General features: G+C 44.8%; 21 protein-coding genes. 13 read left to right on the top strand and 8 right to left on the bottom strand.

Annotated elements, in window-relative coordinates; all coding sequences use genetic code 11:
* Positions 1–79 precede the first annotated feature (79 nt).
* The gene (locus tag ACXACM_RS17000) at positions 80–310 is read left to right on the top strand and encodes a VF530 family protein (RefSeq protein ID WP_474823226.1); all 231 of its coding nucleotides are present in this window, start codon (positions 80–82) and stop codon (positions 308–310) included.
* A gap of 92 nt (positions 311–402) precedes the next feature.
* Here the strand turns inward: ACXACM_RS17000 and ACXACM_RS16995 are convergent, their stop codons facing one another.
* Entirely contained in the window at positions 403–855 is a 453-nt protein-coding gene (locus ACXACM_RS16995; RefSeq protein ID WP_474823225.1) for a hypothetical protein, read from the bottom strand.
* A gap of 566 nt (positions 856–1,421) precedes the next feature.
* Here ACXACM_RS16995 and ACXACM_RS16990 point away from each other — a divergent pair.
* A complete protein-coding gene (locus tag ACXACM_RS16990) occupies positions 1,422–2,999 on the top strand; it encodes an ATP-binding cassette domain-containing protein (protein WP_474823223.1) in 1,578 nt (525 codons plus the stop codon).
* A 49-nt stretch (positions 3,000–3,048) separates the two neighbouring features.
* Here ACXACM_RS16990 and ACXACM_RS16985 read toward each other — a convergent pair whose 3' ends face one another.
* The 4 genes from ACXACM_RS16985 to ACXACM_RS16970 all read right to left on the bottom strand — a co-directional run bounded on the left by ACXACM_RS16985 (position 3,049) and on the right by ACXACM_RS16970 (position 9,362).
* A complete protein-coding gene (locus ACXACM_RS16985) occupies positions 3,049–4,215 on the bottom strand; it encodes a DUF819 family protein (RefSeq protein ID WP_474823222.1) in 1,167 nt (388 codons plus the stop codon).
* A 125-nt stretch (positions 4,216–4,340) separates the two neighbouring features.
* Positions 4,341–7,358 carry an ABC transporter substrate binding protein gene (locus tag ACXACM_RS16980; RefSeq protein ID WP_474823221.1) on the bottom strand — a complete coding sequence of 1,006 codons (3,018 nt, stop codon included), beginning with the start codon at positions 7,356–7,358 and terminating at the stop codon, positions 4,341–4,343.
* 343 nt (positions 7,359–7,701) lie between these two features.
* Complete coding sequence (locus ACXACM_RS16975; RefSeq protein ID WP_474823219.1) at positions 7,702–8,130, bottom strand: hypothetical protein; 429 nt, start codon at positions 8,128–8,130, stop codon at positions 7,702–7,704.
* Complete coding sequence (locus ACXACM_RS16970) at positions 8,118–9,362, bottom strand: hypothetical protein (protein ID WP_474823218.1); 1,245 nt, start codon at positions 9,360–9,362, stop codon at positions 8,118–8,120. Before ACXACM_RS16970 ends, ACXACM_RS16975 begins: the two co-directional genes overlap by 13 nt.
* 218 nt (positions 9,363–9,580) lie before the next feature.
* Between ACXACM_RS16970 and ACXACM_RS16965 the strand changes: the two genes are divergently transcribed.
* Positions 9,581–10,396: a mechanosensitive ion channel family protein gene (locus tag ACXACM_RS16965; RefSeq protein ID WP_474823217.1), complete on the top strand. Its 816-nt coding sequence runs from the start codon at positions 9,581–9,583 to the stop codon at positions 10,394–10,396.
* Positions 10,397–10,410: 14 nt separating this feature from the next.
* On the opposite strand, the gene ACXACM_RS16960 is transcribed toward ACXACM_RS16965, so the two are convergent.
* Positions 10,411–10,851, bottom strand: a complete 441-nt coding sequence (locus ACXACM_RS16960) for a hypothetical protein (RefSeq protein ID WP_474823216.1) — start codon at positions 10,849–10,851, stop codon at positions 10,411–10,413.
* Between the two features lie 235 nt (positions 10,852–11,086).
* Between ACXACM_RS16960 and ACXACM_RS16955 the strand changes: the two genes are divergently transcribed.
* From ACXACM_RS16955 to ACXACM_RS16935, 5 genes are all read left to right on the top strand, one after another.
* Positions 11,087–11,803: an enoyl-CoA hydratase/isomerase family protein gene (locus tag ACXACM_RS16955; RefSeq protein ID WP_474823215.1), complete on the top strand. Its 717-nt coding sequence runs from the start codon at positions 11,087–11,089 to the stop codon at positions 11,801–11,803.
* Positions 11,804–11,836: 33 nt separating this feature from the next.
* The gene (locus ACXACM_RS16950) at positions 11,837–12,652 is read left to right on the top strand and encodes an SDR family oxidoreductase (protein WP_474823213.1); all 816 of its coding nucleotides are present in this window, start codon (positions 11,837–11,839) and stop codon (positions 12,650–12,652) included.
* 111 nt (positions 12,653–12,763) lie between these two features.
* Positions 12,764–12,898, top strand: a complete 135-nt coding sequence (locus ACXACM_RS16945) for a class IIb bacteriocin, lactobin A/cerein 7B family (protein WP_474823212.1) — start codon at positions 12,764–12,766, stop codon at positions 12,896–12,898.
* A gap of 12 nt (positions 12,899–12,910) precedes the next feature.
* Entirely contained in the window at positions 12,911–13,063 is a 153-nt protein-coding gene (locus ACXACM_RS16940; RefSeq protein WP_474823211.1) for a hypothetical protein, read from the top strand.
* 46 nt (positions 13,064–13,109) lie between these two features.
* Positions 13,110–13,304, top strand: coding sequence for a hypothetical protein (locus ACXACM_RS16935; RefSeq protein WP_474823209.1), 195 nt, complete (start codon positions 13,110–13,112; stop codon positions 13,302–13,304).
* Between the two features lie 49 nt (positions 13,305–13,353).
* Here ACXACM_RS16935 and ACXACM_RS16930 read toward each other — a convergent pair whose 3' ends face one another.
* The gene (locus ACXACM_RS16930; RefSeq protein ID WP_474823208.1) at positions 13,354–14,274 is read right to left on the bottom strand and encodes an alpha/beta fold hydrolase; all 921 of its coding nucleotides are present in this window, start codon (positions 14,272–14,274) and stop codon (positions 13,354–13,356) included.
* A gap of 203 nt (positions 14,275–14,477) precedes the next feature.
* Here ACXACM_RS16930 and ACXACM_RS16925 point away from each other — a divergent pair, with 203 nt between their 5' ends.
* The 3 genes from ACXACM_RS16925 to yghU all read left to right on the top strand — a co-directional run bounded on the left by ACXACM_RS16925 (position 14,478) and on the right by yghU (position 17,688).
* Positions 14,478–15,671, top strand: coding sequence for a YjgN family protein (locus ACXACM_RS16925; RefSeq protein WP_474823207.1), 1,194 nt, complete (start codon positions 14,478–14,480; stop codon positions 15,669–15,671).
* Between the two features lie 6 nt (positions 15,672–15,677).
* The gene (locus ACXACM_RS16920) at positions 15,678–16,718 is read left to right on the top strand and encodes a M48 family metallopeptidase (RefSeq protein WP_474823205.1); all 1,041 of its coding nucleotides are present in this window, start codon (positions 15,678–15,680) and stop codon (positions 16,716–16,718) included.
* A 106-nt stretch (positions 16,719–16,824) separates the two neighbouring features.
* Positions 16,825–17,688: a glutathione-dependent disulfide-bond oxidoreductase gene (gene yghU / locus ACXACM_RS16915; protein ID WP_474823204.1), complete on the top strand. Its 864-nt coding sequence runs from the start codon at positions 16,825–16,827 to the stop codon at positions 17,686–17,688.
* Positions 17,689–17,759: 71 nt separating this feature from the next.
* Here yghU and ACXACM_RS16910 read toward each other — a convergent pair whose 3' ends face one another.
* Positions 17,760–18,416: an HAD family hydrolase gene (locus tag ACXACM_RS16910; RefSeq protein WP_474823203.1), complete on the bottom strand. Its 657-nt coding sequence runs from the start codon at positions 18,414–18,416 to the stop codon at positions 17,760–17,762.
* A 319-nt stretch (positions 18,417–18,735) separates the two neighbouring features.
* On the opposite strand from ACXACM_RS16910, the gene ACXACM_RS16905 reads away from it, so the two are divergent.
* The gene (locus ACXACM_RS16905) at positions 18,736–20,451 is read left to right on the top strand and encodes a purine-cytosine permease family protein (protein WP_474823201.1); all 1,716 of its coding nucleotides are present in this window, start codon (positions 18,736–18,738) and stop codon (positions 20,449–20,451) included.
* Positions 20,452–20,460: 9 nt separating this feature from the next.
* Positions 20,461–21,981, top strand: coding sequence for a mannitol dehydrogenase family protein (locus ACXACM_RS16900; RefSeq protein ID WP_474823200.1), 1,521 nt, complete (start codon positions 20,461–20,463; stop codon positions 21,979–21,981).
* Positions 21,982–22,089 lie beyond the last annotated feature (108 nt).

The following is a 22,089-nucleotide window of genomic DNA, read 5'->3' as shown; positions in this document are numbered from 1 at the left end:
TTGGTGTTAAAAAGGTTTTTGTACATCTTGAATAGCTGGAGGCATGGTATACTGCACGGAAAAATAGTAAGAGATCACTATGACATCGCAACCGAATAATCCTCTCCATGGCCTTACTCTGGAGAAAATCGTCACCGAACTGCAGAATCACTATGGTTGGGACGGACTTTACTACCGCATTAAAATTAACTGCTTCAGCAATGATCCTTCTATTAAATCCTCTCTCAAATTTTTACGCAGAACCCAATGGGCGCGGGATAAGGTAGAACAACTTTACATTAGTACGTTTGCAAAAAAGGGCATGAATTAATCTTTTAGCCGGTTTGAGTATTAGGTAAGCGATAATTGAGAGGAAGGTCTCTCTAATTTGCCCGAACTACGAAAATCTCGGGCGGGATTCGTTTATTTCAACGTATATTCCATCAGTAAAATATCGCTTTTAAGCTTGCGCATTACGACTCTTTCACCGCTTTGTTCCTCGAGTTCTTCATTACTCGTTTTCATATATTCGACATATTCGTTATAGCGTTTGTCGTATTCTGCGTTGGATACCCACTCTTCAAATACAGTGACTAAGTACAAATCAGGCTCGCCTTCTCTGGCATGCACGTTGCCCAGAACTTTGTAGTCGACTATCCACCCCTTTTTCTTGGCAAAATCCATATACTTCTTCCATTGCTTGGCCAAGTGGTGAGCATAATTTAAGCTTTGACCTGGCATCACCTCAATGCTTGAAACTTCCCAGTAGTTGCCGGCTGTGTATGGTAGCTCATCTGTTTGTGCCACTGCGTGTAAACTGCAAATATATAAAACCACTGCTACTGCGTATTTATATAACTTTCCGTAATTTTTCATTGTTAACTCCATCTAAGTAGTTGGGTTGCCTTACCTGACACGGATGTGTCAGGTTTGATGGCGCCTTCATAGTAGTCCTATTAAAAAGAATTGTACAAATTTTAATCAATAAAATAACAATAATGATACATTTTGCTATGTGATACCCGAGTTAGTGCGCTGTTGTGACATCTTCATATTGAATCCCCATACCATAACTGTGTGCCAGCCACACGCCGTGATAATCTGATTGTATCCGTCTGGGTTGAGGAATTGCGCCGTCGGTGAAGATCAGTTTCCCGGGCTTCTGTTATGTTGTATTTTGTTACATATAGCGTTTTGACAACGTAGGGAGTGAAGGTTATTATTTAACCACTTTAATTAAGGAGTTTACGCCGTCATGAACAATTAAGCCTGTCATCCATCTTTCTTATTTACTTGGATTTACAGGGTTAATAGGCGTAGCTTGTCTGTTTTCTTTTTAATTTACCCATCTGAGATCGCATCCACCTTCGAGATAATTTAGGACGCTTTCATATGCATTGGGTCATGCTGCGGCTTAGCCCCTGACTATCAGGAGGCCTACAATGCCATTTCTATATGCTTCAAACGTCGCCTATCAATTCGCTGATGGTGGAACCATTTTTACTAATCTCTCATTTTCCATGATACAGAGGCGGGTGGGGCTGGTGGGACAAAACGGGGTCGGGAAATCGCTGCTTGTTAGTTTGTTAAGTGGCGAGATACGTCCAACAACTGGTTGTGTTGAGAGAGAACTGCCGGTTACTGTTTTCAGACAACAGCCCTCTTCACTGCTTTCAAGTGGACTATCTATAGCTGAATTTTTAGGTAAGCAGACGGTGTTTGATGCCATTTCCCGAATCGAAGCTGGCCACGTCGATCAATATTTGTTTGATCAAGTAAATGAGCAGTGGGATTTGCCAATACGATTTACACAAGCAATGGAACTGTTGGGGGTGCCGACAGATCCAGCTTTTCCATGCGCAAATCTTAGCGGTGGACAACTTGCGAGGTTACAACTTTGGGATTTGTTTGAGCAAAGTACTGGATTACTAATTTTAGATGAACCCTCCAATCATCTGGATAGTGAGGCAAAGCTGTGGTTAATACAGCAAATAGCGCAGTATCAAGGCCCCGTTTTACTCATTAGTCACGACAGGATGCTACTAAGAGAAGTAGATGAAACTTGGGAATTATCAGCGCTGGGTTTGCGAGTTTACGGTGGAAATTACGACCACTACCGCGCTGCGAAGTGTGCAGAATCAGAAGCCGTAGAGCGAAAACTGAGTGCAGTAGACAAACAACGAAGACAATTGGCCGTCACAGCAAAGAAGAATTGCGAAAAAGCAGAACGACGGGCGGCTCAGGGCTCACGGCTTAGGAAATCAGGCAGTCAGCCGAAGGTTTTGTTGGATGGTAAGAAAGACCGTGCCTCTGCTAGTACAGCTGGCCGCGTGAAAAATGAGCAGCAGCGAGATGCGCTATTAAAAGAAAAACAACAAGCCTTATCGGCGCAGCGAGCAGACACTCAAGCTTTTAAATTTGCCATGCAAGCAGTCACATGCCGAACTCAAAGGGTAATTGTCGTTAACGACGGCGAGCTTTGCTTTGGTGACACGTCTGGGTTGTCCTTTGTAGTGCATAGCGGGGATAAAGTACTCCTGTCGGGTAGAAATGGTAGTGGGAAATCAACATTACTCAAAACGCTTACAGGTGAGCTGGCATTGAAAGCTGGATTCGTGAGACTTAGCAAACCGGTTTTTTATTTAGACCAGCATTTTGGCTTTTTTGATGCAGCGGCATCCGTGCTCCATAACCTGTTATCTAAGTGTGAGGGAATGGCAGAGAGTGATGGAAGAACGCTTCTCGCGGGACTCGGCTTTCGCAAAGATGATGTTTTCAGGCAGAGTCAGGTACTTAGTGGAGGTGAAAAAATGAAATTGGCCATGCTAATTGTTAGTCACCAGCCTACGCAGCCGTTTCTGCTATTGGACGAGCCTGATAATCATCTTGATATTGACGCGAAGTGTATTCTTGCCAGTGCATTACACGCCTATAAAGGCGGTTTTATGTTAGTGAGTCACGATGCCGATTTTGCTGCAGATACGGGCGTGACCTCCTGTATCGACTTATCAGCAAATTGAAGAAGGTAGTATTAGCGCAAACAAAAGGCACTCCAGGGTGCCTTCTACTTTACGCAGCAATAAGAGAAAGGATCTTTCCAACAAGAAGCCCGCCGCCAGTACCTACGATATACCCTAGTAATGCCATAAGTACCCCTACTGGAATGAGTGCACGAGAATAAGCCGCTGCTAAAATGGGCGCAGACGCTACCCCGCCAATGTTGGCTAGAGAAGCTATGCCGCAGGTAAATAAATCCAGCTTGCAAACTTTGGCGATGATTAACATGAGCAGGCCGTGGATCAGTAAGATAACAATGCCCGTAATAATATAGAGTGGCGCAGCGACTAAATCGGCAAAATCAGCTCGTGACGCAATAAGTGCAACGATGAGATACAACATTACGGTGGATAACTCCGTTGCACCGTATAAACGTCTAATGGGAGTGAGGGCTGCTGTTACACCCAAAATGGTCACTAAGGTAACGGTCCACGCGGTAGCGGTAAAAAAAGCGCTGCTTGGTAAAATAGAGGCGATTGTCTGACAAATGGTAGAGACGACAAATGACAAGGCTAACAGAAACAACATACTCGTAGAACTGTCTACTGACGATGTTTGCTTTTGTTGTTTATCGAGTTCAGCGCCTACTTTATCCAGCAAGCTTGCGTCAGCGCCAGTCCATCGGTTGAAACGGCTCGCATAGGGTACTAAAGCAAGTAGCAACATCACCCATAAGCTGTAATCAATGGAATCGATAAGCAATGTATATCCCATACTTGCGTCAGGCACATCAAGTGCAAGTTGTACCGCGACCATGTTACCGGTTCCGCCCATCCAACTGCCAGAGAGGGCGGCGAGTGTTTTCCAGGCGTCTGGTAATAGCAGGGGGTGAAAGAGTGCGAAGGCGACAGTAAATGCAAGACCAATACTTACCGAGGCTGCGAGAAATGCCATCAGTAGTTTTCCTCCCAGCTTTTTGATTTGCCGAAGATCAGCAGTTAGTAACATGAGAAATATCATTGCGGGCAACACATTGGTCTTCACGGCACTATAAGCCGCATTAATGCCGTCGGTTTTTTGCCAAACGTCTAAACTGGACAGTACCATCACGATAAAGTACAGCGCGACGATAGCTGGCAAGTAAGCAAATAGTCGCCAATGTGTCTTTGCTTCCAGCAGACGCAAAGCGCCAGCGACAATAAATAACAGTGACAGATAAGGGAAAGCAGTGGTGATCATAAATGGTTTGCAGAGTGATTCGTGGCAGAGACCTTACCGACCCATTTGCGTTTTGTAAATATTTGATATTCTTTTGCTAAGGTTTTAAAGAATAATTTATTGTGGGAAATGGCAACTATTCTGTATCAACTGATGTGTTTTTTTACAGCTATTTCTGTTGGTGAACCCGCTTGAAGTAGAAATTTTTCCAGCTCTGTGGCACGTAACGGTCGGCTGTAATAGTAGCCTTGAACTTCGTCACACTCCTGTTCGCGAAGGAAAGTTGCTTGTTCATAAGTTTCTACACCTTCGGCAATGACGTTTAAACCAAGAGTTTTCCCCAAGCTAAGAATTGTTTGTGTGATGGCTATGTCGTCTTCATCTGCTGGGATGTCGAGAATGAAAGACTTGTCTATTTTCAATTTGTTTACGGGAAGTTTTTTTAGGTAACTCAGAGACGAATAGCCGGTACCGAAATCGTCAATGGCTAGCTCTACCCCCATTTTTTCCAAGCTCCGCAACTGGGCCAACGATGCGGTTTCAGAATGCATGATAAAGGTTTCTGTCACCTCTAAAGCCAGGTTTGAGGCACTTAGCTGGTATCGTTCCAGCAGTTGCTCTACCGTACCTGCGAAGTATCCGTCGAGCAATTGTTGGCCGGAAAGGTTAACTGCGACACGGCCAAAGGGAATATCGCAATCGAGCCATTGCCTGGCTTGCTTGAGCGCGGTGTCTAATACCCAGGCACCGATATCCTTAATGAGACCTGTTTCTTCCGCTACAGGGATCATTCGTAGCGGGCTCACTATTCCTAACTTCGGGTTTTCCCAGCGAAGAAGGGCTTCAACGCCAACGACTTTATTCTGTCGAATATCGATTTGCGGCTGGTAAACAAGGTATAGCTCGTCCTGAGCAATGGCGTGACGCAACTCGTGTTCAATGGTTACCCGTTCGAGCACATTGTTAGAAAGATAGTCTTCGAAAAAGCGGAAAGTATTGCGACCGTCTTTTTTTGCACAATACATGGCTATATCTGCATTGCGCAACAAGGTTTCCGGCGTGTCACCGTCTTTGGGATAAATGCAAATGCCGAGGCTGGCAGACACGCTTACTCGACTGCCCGATAAATCGACTGGCGTAAGGGCTATTTCAAGTACCTTCCGAGCTAAGGCTTCAATGTCTATTACTTCAGCTAAATCGTCGAACAAGATCACAAATTCGTCGCCACCAACACGAGCTACGGTGTCGCAATCTCTCGTTTGGCTGAGTAATGAGCGACTAATAAATTGAAGAAGCTGGTCACCTTTAGTATGTCCCAAAGAATCATTTACATTTTTAAAATTATCCAGGTCGAGATACATCAGTGTAAATGAAGTATTACTCCGTTGCGCATGATGAATTGCCTGAGTAAGGCGGTCGAAAAGTAATCGTCTGTTGGGAAGGTTGGTGAGAGAATCATGAAACGCTAGATGATGTATTTCCTGCTGTGATTGTTTTAAGTACGAAATATCAGAAAAGACAGCTACATAGTGACTAAGCTGACCTTTATCGTCCTTTACGGCGCTAACACTTTGTTCTACAGGAAAAACGGTGCCGTCTTTTTTGCGGTTATACAGTTCTGCTCTGCCAGGGCCAGAGGAATTTGAATCTGCCCACATGGATCGGTAACGGTATTCGTCTTGTTCCTCGGCACTTAAAAAAATGGTTTTCTTTCCAATTACATCCTCTTTGTCGTAACCTGTAATTGCACAAAATGCATTATTGACGTCAACAATACGGGTATCAGAATCAGTAATAACGACGCCGTCAATTGTATTTTCAAATACACTTGCAGAGAGGCGTAAAGCGGCGTTGGCGTGTTTGGCTTCAGTGATGTCTCTAAAGCTAACAAAGACACCTTGACACGTTCCGTTTTCTTTTACCGGCACAATGTCAAGGTTGAGCCAAATTGGTTTTTGGTTCACCTCACCTTGAATAACGACAGCATAGTTAGCAGTTCCAGAATCAAAAGCTGCCTGAATGCAGTTTGAGTCAGGAAGGTCAAAGTTGTTATCACCAACTGGAGCAAGCCATTGTTCGGGAACGGATACCTGGTTTAGTAGGGTCGTTGCATTACGAGACAAAATACGCTCTGCAGCAGGATTTACGTCGATAATTTGCAACGCAGCATCATACACGACAACTCCCTGAACGATTTCTTCAAACAGCAGCCGGTATTTTTTTTCATTTTCGCCAAGTGCGCGACTTAATCTGCGCATTTGTGCATTCTTTCTGGCTAAGTAGAAAATTAGTATTAGCAGTGACAGCAGGATGACACTGGCTGCAATTAACTCGGTAAAATAGAGATTAAATAAAGTCGGAGGCTTGAATAAAATTAGGCTGCCGGGTGGAAGGTCTCTCTCGGATACATCAAATTCCACTAGCTTGGCATGATCAAAAATGGGTTTGTTTGGGCTTTTGTCCAGGAACGGAAGGGTTGACGGTTCTGTCCCTTCGAGTATTTGCTTCACCATTAACCCGGCCTGGTACCCTTGCTCAGTATGGCTTACTACCAAGCCACCAAACACGCCCTGGCCAATCCCATGTTCCCAAAAATGAAAAAGAGGGGCTGAAAGCTGCTCATCAATGAAAGTCACAGACTCTTCAAAAGATTTTTCAACGCCATTTTCGTCCCGATAAGCGGACAGTAAAAAAACGGTATCGTTGGCACCAAGTTGCATTAATTGCTCGCTAAGTTCTTGCCAGGACAGTTTTGACAGTTGAAGCCATTGAAAAGACACACCTGGCAAGTGATGTTCTATTTGTTGTAATTTCTCAATGTCAGCTTGGCCACTGGTTGTATTGTCTGCGATGACATACGCATTTCTGCGCTGAGGAAATAATTGCCTCCCCAGTAAGACACCTTCTTTCAGTGAGGAAGCTTCGACTACTCCGGTAATGTTCGGCTCGGTCGAGAGTGAGCGGGCGAGGGAAATATTATTAATGCCGAGGAAAACAATTTTTGCATTGGGAAAAAGCGTGTCTTTGTGGCCCACAGCAAAAGTGAGGGCGTTATCGTCAGCAGTGACCACTACGTCATAAGGGGCACGGTTCGCCAGTTTGTGGGAAAGGGTGCGAAGGTAATTTTCTTTTGCAATGTCATCGTACAGCCGTTTTGAATCCATAAATTCAGAATCGATTCGTGGTGCAGAGTTTTCAAACGCTTTGTAGAAACCCTTGTGGATCTTTGATGTAGTAGGAAATTCGGGGTGATAAGAATACAGTAGTAAAACGCGCTTTTGAGTATCAGCCTCATGGAAAGCGAGCCCAAGCTCTGTAAATAACAGTGAGAAAATTAAAAATATAAAGGGTTTATACACATTAGTACGCGCTAAAACATGACATTGAGAGAATAGACGAAGGTTTAAGTTACCTCTACTCTTTCGATGCTTTTTTCAACTAAAGTATAATGGATGAAATTAAAAAAATGGTCTGCGCGACAATCTTGTAAGCGCTTTTTATCTTTGTTTAAGGTTGTTGGTACACGATGACAAGTCCCTTCGGAATATTCTGAGAGGCTGAAATATAAGTCACAGTGTTCTTGTTTTGTTGAACATAGTTTAGTGCTTCTTGTTCTGACGCAAGCGCTATAGGGGGTTTGTCACGGCCGCTGAATCGCATTTGTGCCCAATAAGCTTGTATTCTCGACTCAGTTAAGCCCACAATTCTTGTATTAAATACTGTCCTAAGAGAAAGTGAGGGCGCTAGTCCTATAGGCTCTAAAGCAATATCGCCACTGTTACCCATGAACAAATCTCTTATCTGCCATTTTTCTAAAGTCAGATTTTTGTTATCGGTATTGGCAACCAACACAAGACTTTCTGTTCGCGTCTCAGAGATAACGCAAAAGCTTATTAACAAGAGTAAAACGGTGGTGAAGATTCTCAAAATATCCACTCCAAAGCGACCTGTGTTAGAACCGCACGCCGATTGAATGAATCATCATCTATCTGAGAGTAAAATGAATTCTGACCAGACTCCCCTTCAAGCAAGGTCACTTCAGCCTTTGCCGACAGGTTGTAACGAAAGTTCCAGCGTGCACCCAAGGAAACAGAGCGAAGGTCATAAAGTGGTAGATTGTTGGTTATTTCATCATACGCAAAGGACAAGCCGGTTAATTGCGGATTAACCCCTTTGGGTATCTGATTTTCAGGTACATAATTTCGGCTGTTTGAAGAGGCAAATGTGACGAAAAGCTGATAGTCATTGATATTGTAACCGAGGGTAGTGTAGAACGCCGTTACTTCCGGGACACTGATTAAGTCGGAACTAATATTGATAATTTCGGCATAGGCAAAGTAATCGAGATCATCATATTGCAGGCTTGCCTGATAAGCCGTTGCATCTGCATCAAAGCGGAAAAGATCAGCGTTATCGGAGTAACCATAGCTATCTAATAAGTTAGCAAAATCATCAAACCCGGGAATGTCGGCATAAAAGTCTGACGATACAATTGCCGAAAGGCGGGCATTGAGATTTCCTTTTTGCGCACTCAGAATGATACCTTTTATTTCATCCACTTCGATGCCGGTTTCTTCCCCGGCACGATCAAAGGTGCCATCGTAGGTACCGTAATACGCTTCTAGTGAAAAGTGCGCACGGTTAAACTGAAAACGATAGGTGGCACTGCCTCCTTCGTAATTAGAGAAAAGAAATCCGCCGTATACTTGTTCAGGCGCAGTAATCCAGGGGTAGGCATAGCCCACATCGATAACATCACTGTAAAGAAAAAAAGGCGTGCGTAATTTTCCGAGTTTAAATGCCCATGCGTCGGTTGGTTCGTAAGTTAAATAAAGCCACTCCACGCCGGAATCTCTGTCTTCACCACTGTGAGCAAGTAGTTGAGTTGATAAGCTCAATGTGTCGGTTATGGCTAAATCACCCTGCAACGCTATAAGTGACTGCTCTGAGACACTGAAACGGTCGTTGTAGCCCTCGAATTCCGCTTTATCAGTATCTATGACTCCACCCACCAAGCGAGCGAAACCACTGATTTCCAAATTATCAGCAAAAAGAGGCGTCGGGAGGAGCAATGCTAGGACACAAGCAATGATAAATCCTAACCGATTCTTATACATGGATGGTGTTCTCAAAGGACCAATGACGACAATAAGTTGAAGTATAGACACTTGCCTTTAGTTTTGCTTTCCAACTTTGGAATTAAAATTGTGCTGAAAATATAAAAAAACATAGTTTGTTAGTTTTTCAGACGTATTTATCACTTTTCGACATTGCATTTTTCCGAAAATGAAGAATTAGTTGGTGGTCTATCTGGAACATTTGACTGTTGTGTCATAAGGGGATGTTGATTATCCTCCCTTTAGTTTGACTTAATTGAATACCCGCAATGGAAGAAGAGTTTCAACAAGCCCAGGCTCTGTATGACACCCTGGTAGAATTTGCCGTCACCTATAGTTTTCAGATTTTAGGTGCATTTCTTATTTTCTTTATTGGCTGGTGGTTTGCCGCAAAGATGGGGAATGTCGTTGAAAATCTGATGGTAAAACGAAATATCGATATTACGTTAAGTCGTTTCACCGGTGGCGCCTGTAAACTGCTTATTCTCGGGCTCGTGACCATTATTGCATTGGGCAACATTGGCATAAGTGTGACGCCCTTTATTGCGGCCCTTGGTGCCGTAGGTATTGGTGTGGGTTTGGCTATTCAAGGCATGCTGGCGAACTATGCTGCTGGCTTTACCATTATCATTACTCGTCCCTTTGTGGTTGGAGACACTATTCGGGTTCGTGGCGTGGCTGGGGTTGTGGACAAGGTTATGCTACCTTACACGATTCTTATCGACGAAGACAACGTCAATATTCAGATACCCAATAAGTTGATTGTTGGTGAAATACTGCATAATTCTGCAGAGCGAATGCTAATCGAATTAGAAATTGGCGTTGCCTATGCGAGTGATGTTGATGCAGTCACTGCGCTTATTCATAGTGCTATTCGAACTGTTGATGGCGTGTCTGAAGAAAAAGTGCCGACTGTAGGTGTAGACAGTTTCGGTGATAGTAGTATTAACTTCGGTGTGCGGGTGTGGGCGGACACCACCCGGCATTTCGAAGTTCGCTATGCACTCAACAAAGCCATTTTTGAAGCGCTCAAGCAAGCAGACATCGAAATACCGTTCCCGCAAAGGGAAGTCAAGATGTTGTAATAGCTCGTCTATAATTAGTACTGGTTGGGGAACTGCAGTCTATCCTGTTCACTGGCAGATTCATTGCATTCCCCAAGTAGGTGGAATCGCGTATCAGATTGATGAGTGTCAACTTCCATATACCCTGTAGTGCAATAACCGGTTTCTGCTAGTTTTTCATCCAGTGCATCAAGTAGCGTTTGATAAACTCTTTCTTCATTACCACCGGCCTGCTTAGCCCTCATTTCACCTCCCATACTACCTCTATCGCGATCCCCCCTTTTTCCCCGGCCTTGTCCTGAGGGTTTATCACCGCGATCTTTGCTGGGTAAGGGGATACTAATTGAAAAAACTTTGCTGTTGTCAGATTCAATTTTCGTGTCAAAGAATATGTCCTCCTGAGCGAGGGGAGGAGGAGAATGCGCACAGCCAGCGAGCGTCAGAGCGATGACGCTGGTTACAGTTAATGGTTTCATTTGAAAGTCCGTAATTGTTGCTACTTCTTCTTCAGAAGCTTGGAGTAACAAATAGTTTCCCTCGCCTGTGTAAGTTTTCTGTAAAGCTTCTGTCATCGCATGTTGAGATAGCTCAAACGGCTTTTAAACAAATAAAATCCAGTTTGGGTTTATCTGGTATGACCTGTATGTTATAGATAGGCGAAATACGGGTAACAAATTTACAACAACCAGCCCTTTGCGAGGATAAACAGTAATGGCGATAATCAACTTAAGTGCCCAAGGACATGTCGCGGTGCTCACTATGAGTAACGGCGAGAACAGGCACAACCCAGCGTTTGCGACAGAAATGTTAGCGCGATTAGCGGAGGTAGAAGCTAACGAAGAATTTAAAGCACTTGTTATTACCTCAGACGATGAAAAAAGCTGGAGTTTGGGCATTGATGTAGAGTGGCTTATGCCCGCAATGAAGTTGAATAACTTTGATGAAATTAAACAGTTCATGTACGACATGGATGCAGTGTTTAAAACGCTTTTGTCGTTTCCCGTCCCGGTGATCGCTGCGATAAACGGACATGCGTTTGGCAATGGCGCTATTTTATCCTGTGCGTGTGATTTTCGCTTTATGCGCGCTGACAGAGGCTTTTTCTGCTTCCCTGAAGTTGACCTTTCTATTCCATTTTTACCGGGCATGATTGCGTTTGTCAGAAAAGCGATGCCAGAGTATCGATTTAACGAAATGAAACTTACCGGTAGAAGAGTGAGCGGTGCGGAACTCGCTGCCGATCACGTTGTACAAGGCGCATTTGAAGGGAACGATGAGATGCAGGCTCAAGCTCTGGCTTTTGCCGCTGCATTCGATAAAAAACGGGCTATCTTTCGCGAACATAAAAAGCGTATGCACAAAGAAATTATAGACATCATTGATACACAGAACAAGCCGTTAATAGACGCTGTTAAATTGATGGTGTAGAAAAACGAGTTGATTGAAACAGGAGTTGAATAGATGAGTGCAACCTTCGATTTTTCTGGAAAACACGTATTTGTAGTTGGTGGCACAAGTGGCATCAATCTGGGTGTTGCAGCCGGTTTCGCCCGATGGGGGGCAAAAGTTGCGGTTGCGTCCAGAAAGCAAGAAAAAGTTGATGCCGCTGTGGCGCATTTACAGTCTTTAGGCGCAGACGCTTATGGCACCACATTTGACGTTCGCAACGCTGAAGATGTGGAAGCTGGCTTTGCGGCTGTGAGTGAATTTTTTGGTGGTGATATTGATATATTGATTTCTGGGGCAGCGGGTAATTTTCCTGCAAGAGTTAATCAGATGTCTGCAAATGCCATTCGTTCTGTGCTGGAAATTGATTTGCTCGGTACTTTTCACGTTATGAAAGCCAGTCACGGTTATCTTAAAAAGCCCGGCGCAAGTGTTATCAATATTTCTGCGCCTCAAGCGTTTTTACCGATGAGCCATCAGGCCCATGTTTGTTCTGCTAAAGCCGGCGTGGACATGGTCACCAGAACACTGGCCATCGAGTGGGGCCAAGACGGGATAAGAGTTAACTCGATTGTGCCAGGCCCAATTGACGGTACCGAGGGTATGGACAGACTGGCACCTACCGCAGAGATGCAAGAGGGGGTACGCCTTTCTGTACCTCTTGGCCGACAGGGAACCGTCGATGACATTGCGAACGCTGCGGCAATGTTGAGTGCGCCACAATCAAGCTATATATCCGGTGCTATTTTACCTGTGGACGGAGGTTGGAGTCAGGGGGGCGCGACTTCCATTATGGCGAACTTGTCTGCCATGATGGACAAAATGAACTGATGCCCACAGCAGATTAAAACTGGTAGCAGGTACAGTATAATTTTTTGCTGCATGGGATATTGTTGGTCTCGATTCAATGTTGAATCAATCATTAACCAAGGAGAAATTGAGATGAAGGATTTATCAACGTCTGAAATCCAGCAAGTCAGTGGTGGTATCTGGGCGCATATTGCCGTCGGTATCGCTGTGGCTGATGCGGGTTACGATTTTGTCAAAGGTTACATGGAAAATCGGAAACGACCATAAGGAGACGTAACAATGAAGCAATTAACTAAAAGTGAAATTGAACAAGTGCACGGTGCAGGTTTGTTTTACGATCTAGGACGCTTTTTTGCTCAAGTAGGAAACGCCAACGACCGTATTCATGCACAATATGGCAATACCAACCAAAATCACTGGTACCGGTATTAATGCGTAAGGCTACGGAAGTAGCCTTTTTTGCCCTTGGAAAAACAATATGTTAGGAAAGCACATGGTTACAGGCTACCAGATTGCAGCGGCAATATTTTTTGTTCAGGCTGTTTATCATCTCTTTGTCGGAAGTGAACGTGTGATGTTCAGTGATGACTTACAGACGGGGTTGCTATTTTTAATACTGAGCTATTTCCACAAGCAGTATACTTTTGATAAGCACGTGGAAAGCAAACCTTAGTGGCTTGCTACCTGAGGTTACAGGTATACAGCCGTGTTTCAAATCAGAACTAGCAGGTGTTGATCTTTTGGGTACGTTTGTGCAGCCAGTTCACCACGGACGGAAAGTGATCTTTCACGGCAAGTGGGTGGGTGAGCATGTTGATATGATCATAGTTATACTTATTGCCATTCGCTTTACTTAAAACAGTGAAGTGGGCTGTTGGCCCTACTGATTCAGCTATAAAATCGCGTACATCATTTGGGTGGCCGAGAGCGTAATCGTTAGTAGCAGCAATATGCCAGGTTGCCGGCCAGCTAGTATGTTTCGCTGCTTGCGCATAATTAAAGTGGTCTTTGGCGTCGACCCAAGGTTTTTTTCGCACCCAATTCATACCTTGAGATAATGATCCATAGGTTTCGTCATCTGAACCAATTTTTAGGTTAGCTGCAGGCAGGAAACCCTTTTGCTTAGCAATAATCGGGCATAAGGTTTTCCAGATTAAATCAACCTTGAACCACTTCTCCGGGTTTTGCACCCGAACACTACGTTTTGTTCCAAAACATATTTGGCTAGCTATGCGTGCACACAATTCGGGGAAGCGTGCAAGAGACGATGCCAATAATACGCCTCCCCATGAATGTGCAATTACGTGTACAGGTTGGCCGGTACGATCTGCGACATAATTGATAAAGCATGGAATATCTCGGGTGATTTGATCGTGTTGGTCGTGGTTTGGATCATCAGCGATGGAAGGCGAGCTTTTTCCTCTGCCACGCATATCGGCCACAAACACGTTAAAACCATTAGCGGCCAAAAAGCAAGCCAGACCTTTCCCATTTTCGGTATAGAAAATCTTACCGTTTTCGATTACACCGTGGATCATGAGAACCGGCGGCCCATTTTCATCATGCCAAATGTGACGTAAATGAAGTTGATGGTGAGCGTCATTAACGAATAAAGAATGTTGCTTTGGTTTTTTACTGTTCATAGTGCTGCTAAAAAATAAGCATTCAACGTGTTTGCTTTTAAGTGCGCCAGTCTATTCTATTTTAACTGGACAAACCAGTTGGTAAATGCAGGTGGCTGTTGTATAAGACAAAAAGCTTGCTGACACAAAACCTTTTCGGTAATGTCAAACAGTATGCACGTAGTGTCGTGCAGTAAACGGATTACCAAGTAGTTAGAGGGCACATGGATTCATCAATAGACTATTCACAGTATTCACTGGAAGAATTAAAACAGGCAAGAGCAGACCTGGACATTATATCGCACCCTGAAAGGGCCACGATTCTTGACAAGCTAATTGCAGACGCAGAGCATCAACCATCGACCGATCGTAGTAAAACCCCAGTAACAGAACAGGGGAAAAGTGTGCAGGTACGCTTTCATGGCAATACCAGGGAGTATTTCTCTATATGGATAGTGAACCTGCTACTGACCATTGTTACTCTGGGTGTCTATTCAGCTTGGGCAAAAGTGAGAACCAACCGGTATTTCTACGGAAATACTGACATTGACGGCCACCGCTTTTCTTATTTAGCCGAACCACTGCAGATACTCATTGGCCGTGCCATTGCCGTTGCATTGTTCGCAGTCTACTTTGTAGCCAGTTCGTTAAATCCTCTGGCGGGAGCCATTTTTGCATTGTTGTTGGTGGTGTTAACGCCTTTTTTTGTGGTGATGAGTTATCGCTTTAAAATGAGAATGACCGCATACCGCAACGTACGCTTTCGATTCGAAGGTAGATACGGTCGTGCATTCCTGGTTTTCGTTGTACTTCCATTTGCAAGCGTGTTCACGCTTTATACTATTTTGCCCATTGTGCTTAAGAAAATTGACGAATTTATCCTCTCAGAAACAAGTTTCGGAGATAGAAAATTCCAGCCCAAGTTGAGTACCGCGGAATATTTCGGGACGGGCATTGGTGCTGCTGCCATTGCTATGGGCATTTTCATGGCGGGAGGTATAGTTATTATCGGCCTGAGTATTCTTGTGGCCGAAAATCCTCAGTTCATGAGTGCAGTGATGATGCTTATGTTTGCCGTATACCTCATTGCTTTTGCTGTGTCGTCAGGTTTTTATGCTGCCCGTATCCGTAATCATATGTTCGCTGTAACCGAGCTTGCTGATGTGGCGAGATTTGAATCACAGGTGGGAGTAAAAGCGTTAATTTGGTTGCGAATGACAAATGTGTTAGCCATCGTTTGCTCATTGGGTTTTGCAATACCCTGGGTAAAAGTGAGAACAGCGATGTTTTATGCCCATGCAACTCGGGTTATCGTGCTAGACGGGATTCAGGATGTAGTAGATACCAATACTGATACCCAAGGGGCACTCGGCGATGAAGCTGCGACCTTGTTCGATGTTGATATTGCGCTTGGGTAGTTAAACATGGACGGGCAGCTTTTTCAGTCGGGCTCGTCACAGCATAGTGATGTGACCTGTTTTATCGACAATCACAGTCTGATTGTTACGGAAGGTGAGGAACAACTCATCTTTCGCCGGGACGCACTCACGGTTAAATCAAAGTTGGGCACCTTGCCCCGGGAAATAACCCTTGATGATGGCAGGCTGCTCGTTATCCCGAGCACTTCCTCGCTGGATTCGTGGTTGGACGGCAATAAAGGCGGCCGTCTCTCGTTATTAGAGAACAACCGGAGGGTACTCTGGATCAGCTTAATAGCAGTGCCGCTTTTGCTATATCTGGTCTTTGGTAAACTTATCCCTGCAACTGCAGTGCATTTCGCCGCATATGTTCCCATGAGCGTAAAAATCGTGGCCTCAGGGCAAACGCTAAGCGCCTTGGATTACAGTATGTTATCGCCGAGTGAACTGCCAAAAGAAACCCGGCTGTCTATAGAGCAGGGGTTTAACGAGGTATTCAAGGAGATCCGCACTGAGCATGAGAAGTTTACAGTGTTGTTTCGTCATTCAGACACCATGGGGCCTAATGCGTTTGCGTTGCCCGATGGTACGATTGTTTTTACTGATCAGTTAGTTGAACTCGTTGAGGAAAAACAAACCTTGTTAGACGCGATATTACTTCACGAAATTGGTCATGTAGAGAACAATCACTCCATGCAGTTAGTGGCGGAATCTTTGTTTGCTACTTTGGGGATTAGTATTTTTTTTGGCGATTTATCTGGTGCTGTAGAGACCTTTTTTGGTGTCGGTTCAAGCGTGATCCACAATAAATTTTCACAGGCCCATGAGTGGGAAGCGGATAACTTCGCTTTGACAAAACTTCAAGAAACCCATCGCGACCCTGTTGCATTTGCTCAGGCTATGGAAAAGCTCGCTTCATTAATGGCTGACGAGGGTGAAGGAGAGTTATCGTGGTTTCAATCTCATCCACTTATTCAACAACGCATTGAAAATGCCACCGGCTATGGTGATAGCGGTAAGCGTGATGAGGAGAAGCAATACCCGTAAATTATCGCAAATCACTGCCGTCTGTCTTAGACCGGGTGATATGGCCTTGTATTATTCATTGTTGCGCACAACTCTCTTGATTAGCGAATAACCTAACGAGGCAATTATGTCAGAACAGGAAAAGTACACACCACCCGAAGTTTGGTCTCAACCAGAAGATGACGGAAACAAATGGGCCAGTATCAACCGCCCAGTGTCTGGCGCTACTCACGAAAAAAACAGACCAGTGGGTGAGCATGGTTTACAACTTTATTCATTGGCTACGCCAAACGGTCAAAAAGTCACTATTATGCTAGAAGAACTGTTGGCGTTGGGTATAGAAGAAGCACAATACGACGCCTGGCTTATTAATATTGGCGAGGGTGATCAGTTTTCCTCTGGGTTTGTGGACGTCAATCCAAACTCGAAAATTCCCGCCATGGTTGATACAACCACGTCCCCTGAAACAAAACTGTTTGAATCAGGCGCTATTCTGCGGTATCTGGCAGATAAGTTTAATGTACTTATTCCCTCCTCCCATGAGGGAAAAGTGGCATGCTACAACTGGCTGTTCTGGCAAATGGGCTCAGCCCCGTTTCTAGGTGGCGGCTTCGGCCACTTTTACAGTTACGCACCATACCCTATGGCCTATTCCATCAACAGGTTTACCATGGAGACGAAACGTCAACTGGATGTGCTGGATAAGCATCTATCGACGCATACCTATATGGCCGGAGACGAATACAGTATTGCCGATATCGCCATTTGGCCCTGGTACGGTAATCTGGTTTTGGGGAACCTGTACGACGCAGCAACGTTTCTGCAAGTACATGAGTACACCAATTTAGTGGCGTGGGCAAAACGAGTAGAAGATCGTCCGGCAGTAAAACGGGGTCGTATTGTAAATCGTACCTGGGGCGACGAAGGCCAGGTTCCCAATCGCCATAGTGCTAAAGATATCGACGACGCGCTCGCGGCCATAACATCCTGATATCATACTGTTTCTGATGCCTGGCCTGGACATTATGTCTGGTCGGGCGTTTGTCTCACTGATAACGCTTATTACTTTTTAAAAAGTTCAGCGTACTCTTCTCTGAACGTTTCCCAACTTGCAATGACCGTTTCGTCGCAAGAAGAGGGCGTATCAAAGTGGCTGCCACCAACAAAACGCAATGCGCGCATGCCTGCTGCATCAGCTGCTTGCAAACCCGCTTCTGAATCTTCAATCACCAAACATTCTTCCCTTTTGACCTCCATAGTTTGTGCCGCCAGCAGAAAGAGATCAGGTGCAGGTTTGCCGCGTTCTACCATTGAGCGTGTAAATCGGTTGTTAATAAAAAACGGTGTAAGACCTGTGCAGTTAAGCGCATGTTCAGTTCGCTGTGGTGAACTGCTGGTTGCCAAACAAAAAGGCACCTTGAGCGTCGTTAAAATATTTCTCACACCTTTCATAGGGCGTAAAGAAGACGTAAAAGCCTCTGAAAGTAGCTGATTGAACCGGGACAAGTCTGACTCACTGAGCGAAATGTTGAAGTCAGCTTTTATCGTTGTAACAACGTGGGCCATACTTTTTCCCAGAAACTTATTGGTAAAATAGTTCTTGGTGAGTGTAACACCCTGTTCAGAAAGCAAAAGTTTCCATGTTTCCATAGACAATACTTCACTGTCTATTAACACTCCATCACAATCAAAAATTACTAAGTTTACAGGCGCAATCATGTTTATAACTCACTTGTTTTTACAGTATTGATATTACGCAGATTTTTCCTTGTTTTCTATTGCAACAACGTACTCTTATGAAAAATCAATGTGAACGAGGCTGTATAAATTTTGTGATTTCACTGCTTAACTTTGTTTACAAATTTTTGAAGTTATGTAATTATCCATCTGTGTGAGCAATTATTCATTAACAGGGCACATGCTCTAATGCGGGTTGGTCTTTAACAATGACTAGTGAGAGTCCGCTCTGTTTGAGCCAGAGAAGCATCGGGCGTTGAAGAAATCAGCGCATTAGATGTCATTATCGAGTGAGAAGCCAATGAAACAAACATCAGGACAAGTCGATTTATCAGGGATCAGTGATGAGCAACTTCCCGTTGCTAAGCATCAGTTAAAAGGGTGGAAGCATTTTGCCGGGCTGTATGCAGGGGAGCACGTCGCCGCAACGGAATTTGTATTCGGTGCCACCTTTGTTGCGCTGGGCGCGACCATGTCAGATATTCTCATAGGATTACTGGTGGGAAATCTTCTGGCCGTATTGAGCTGGACGCTTATCACAACGCCTATCGCAGTAGAAACACGCCTTAGCCTTTATACTTACCTGCAGAAAATTGCTGGTGACTCGATGACCAAGTTGTATAACTGGGCAAACGTCATCATATTTACCGTTATTTCTGCTGCCATGATTACAGTATCTGCGACTGCGGTTAGGTTTGCCCTTGATATTCCAGCCCAGTTGAATTGGTATCCAACAAATGCAGCATTTGTTGGCGTGGTGGCCGCAGTAGGTGTCATCGTTGTCGTGGTGGCCATGTATGGCTTCAATGCCGTGTCAGACTTCTCCCGGATCTGTGCTCCATGGTTGTTTACCATGTTTATTAGTGGTCCGTTAGTACTCATGCCAGTATTAGCTAATGCAGTGATTGGCGATACCTTTGTGTCAAGCTGGCAGTCCTTTATGGAAATCGGCAGTACTTCAGTTTGGACTGGTTTAACACAAAGTGGCGAGCCAGGTATTGGTCTTCTGGAAGTTATAGGCTTCTCTTGGGCGGCAAATACAATTACCCATTTTGGTTTGATAGACATGGCACTTTTGCGTTATGCCAAGCGTAAACGCTACGGTTTATGTACATCCGCAGGTATGTTGTTCGGACACTATATCGCCTGGATCTCGGCCGGTATTATGGGTGCAGGTACTGCAGTTATCGTACAAAAATCCATCGTCCAACTCGATCCAGGTGACGTAGCATTCCATGCTTTGGGTTTATCAGGGCTTGTAATTGTTATCGTGGCTGGCTGGACTACGGCGAATGCCAATCTGTATCGCGCAGGTCTTGCAGCACAAGCGGTGTTTAAGGACAAATCCCGCAACACTACCACAGCAATAGTTGGTGCCGTTACGGTATGCATTGCTTGTTTTCCGTTTGTGTTTACCAAATTGTTACCATTGCTTACCTATGCCGGCTTATTGGTTGTTCCCGTAGGCGCCATCGTCTTTGCAGAGCACGTTATTTTCCCCAAAATTGGTTACACCCGTTACTGGGCACATTACAAGCAGTTAAAACACAGTACGCCAGCCGTAGCCAGTTGGGGCCTGGGACTTGTGTTTGGGTTTGGACTTAACGCCCTTGATGTCATTTCGTTTTATTACCTGTTCATACCCACGTGGTTCTTTACCATAGCCGTATATACCGTACTGGCTGCAAAATACGGTGCGAAGCAAGACTTCGTAGAGGAAAAAGCACAAAGTGTTGCCTTTGATAATGAAGTGGAAGCCTACCAAAGTGCTCAGGCTGCAAACTTACCGCCTCATCAGGAAGATACTTCAGCAATATCCAGAATGCTAAGGGTTATCTCGTGGGGTAGCCTGGCAGTTACCGTACTGCTAGCGGGCAACACCTTCTTAATGAGTCCGGACATTGCTGTGTATGAAATGAATCGCGAACAGTTCTTTAATATTGGTTTCGCTTGCACGCTTGTTTATTTTATTTCCGCTTACTGGGCCATGCGTCGCCAGAAAGCGCTCGTTGCTTAAGGGTTTATTATGCAAACTTCAAAAACCGTGCCGCTAGGGCGCGCGCAACTAGAACAGTTATCTAATCTAGTTTCCGCTCCAGGATATGATATTGATGCGGTCACAACAGGTATTGTTCACGTAGGGGTAGGTGGATTCCATCGTTCTCACGAAGCCATGTATGTAAATAACTATATGGCACAAACCGGCGACCTTCGCTGGGGCATTTGTGGGGTTGGTCTTCGTGAAAATGATCGCTTAATGAAATCTGCACTGGAAGGGCAAGACTATCTCTATACTTTGGTGGAAAAGCATGCCAATGGCAGCCTTAAAGCCAATGTTATTGGTGCGCTGAGAGAGTTCCTCATCGCTCAGGATAATCCAGCCATCGTGATTGACAAGATGGCTGATGAGCAAACCAAAATAGTGTCTCTGACCATTACTGAAGGTGGTTACAACATTGACCCATCTACCGGTAATTTTGTCGCTGAGAACCCGGATATTCTAAAAGATATTGCTCAGCCTCAAACGCCTACAACGGTTTTTGGCTTTTTGACCGCGGCCCTGAAAAAGCGTCGTGAGGCTGGTATTAAACCTTTTACGGTTATGTCCTGCGATAATATTCAGCACAATGGTGATATGGCCAAGAAAATGCTGCTTTCCTTTATTCGTCTTAGCGACGTCGTGCTCGCAGAGTGGGTTGAAGAGCATGTGGATTTTCCCAACTCTATGGTCGATCGCATTACACCCGCTACGACGGATGCAGACAAGGGTATTGTGGCAGGATTGGGTTTGACTGATAACTGGCCGGTGGTATGTGAGCCATTTCACCAGTGGATTATAGAAGACAAATTCTGCAATGACAGGCCGGATTGGGCCAGTGTTGGGGCGCAGATTGTCGATGACGTTGCTCCTTACGAAAAGCTCAAACTTCGCATGCTTAACGCCGGGCATTCAGTACTGGGTTTAGTTGGCTCTTTGGCAGGGTTTGACAGTATTCATTCTGCTATGGAAGGTAAAGGGATGAGGGAGTTACTGTCTGCATTCATGACAAATGAAGTGATGCCGCAACTGGACGAAGTAGCAGGTATCGATGTTTTGGACTATCGCGATGAATTGCTTAGTCGTTTTTCTAACCCCTATATTAAAGATTCTCTTGCCAGAATATGTTCGCAAAGTAGTGCGAAAATACCTGTGTTCTTGTTACCGACGGTTTTGGATAACCTAAAGAACAAAGGGGACATCAGCATCGCCGCATTCACGCTGGCATGTTGGTGCTACTACTCTGATAAACACAAGTCACAAGATGGTATGCCATTACAGATTGACGATGTTCTGGCCGATGCACTTCATCAAGCCGCTTCTGCTGGTGGAGCTAATCCCACTGCGTTTTTGGCGCTCAAAACCGTGTTCGGTGATTTGGTTGCCAATGAATCTTTTGTCAGTGAATATGTGAAATTCACTCAGAATTTGTACAATGATACCCCTGTGCTTGACATGGTAAAAGGTCTTCACAGCACTTCTGGCCATAACGCTGAAGTAACTATCTGATTTGCAATATCCAGCCGGTGGCAATCGTCGCCGGCTTCTTTCTCTGATTAATTTCCCTTAATGACTGCGCTTGTATAGAGGTTTGCCCATTCCTCTGAGTGAGTTTCT

Source organism: Alteromonas sp. AWQ4_252 (assembly GCF_056158205.1).
Note: the sequence above shows the minus strand (reverse complement) of the source record. Positions and strands in the feature narration are given on the sequence as shown.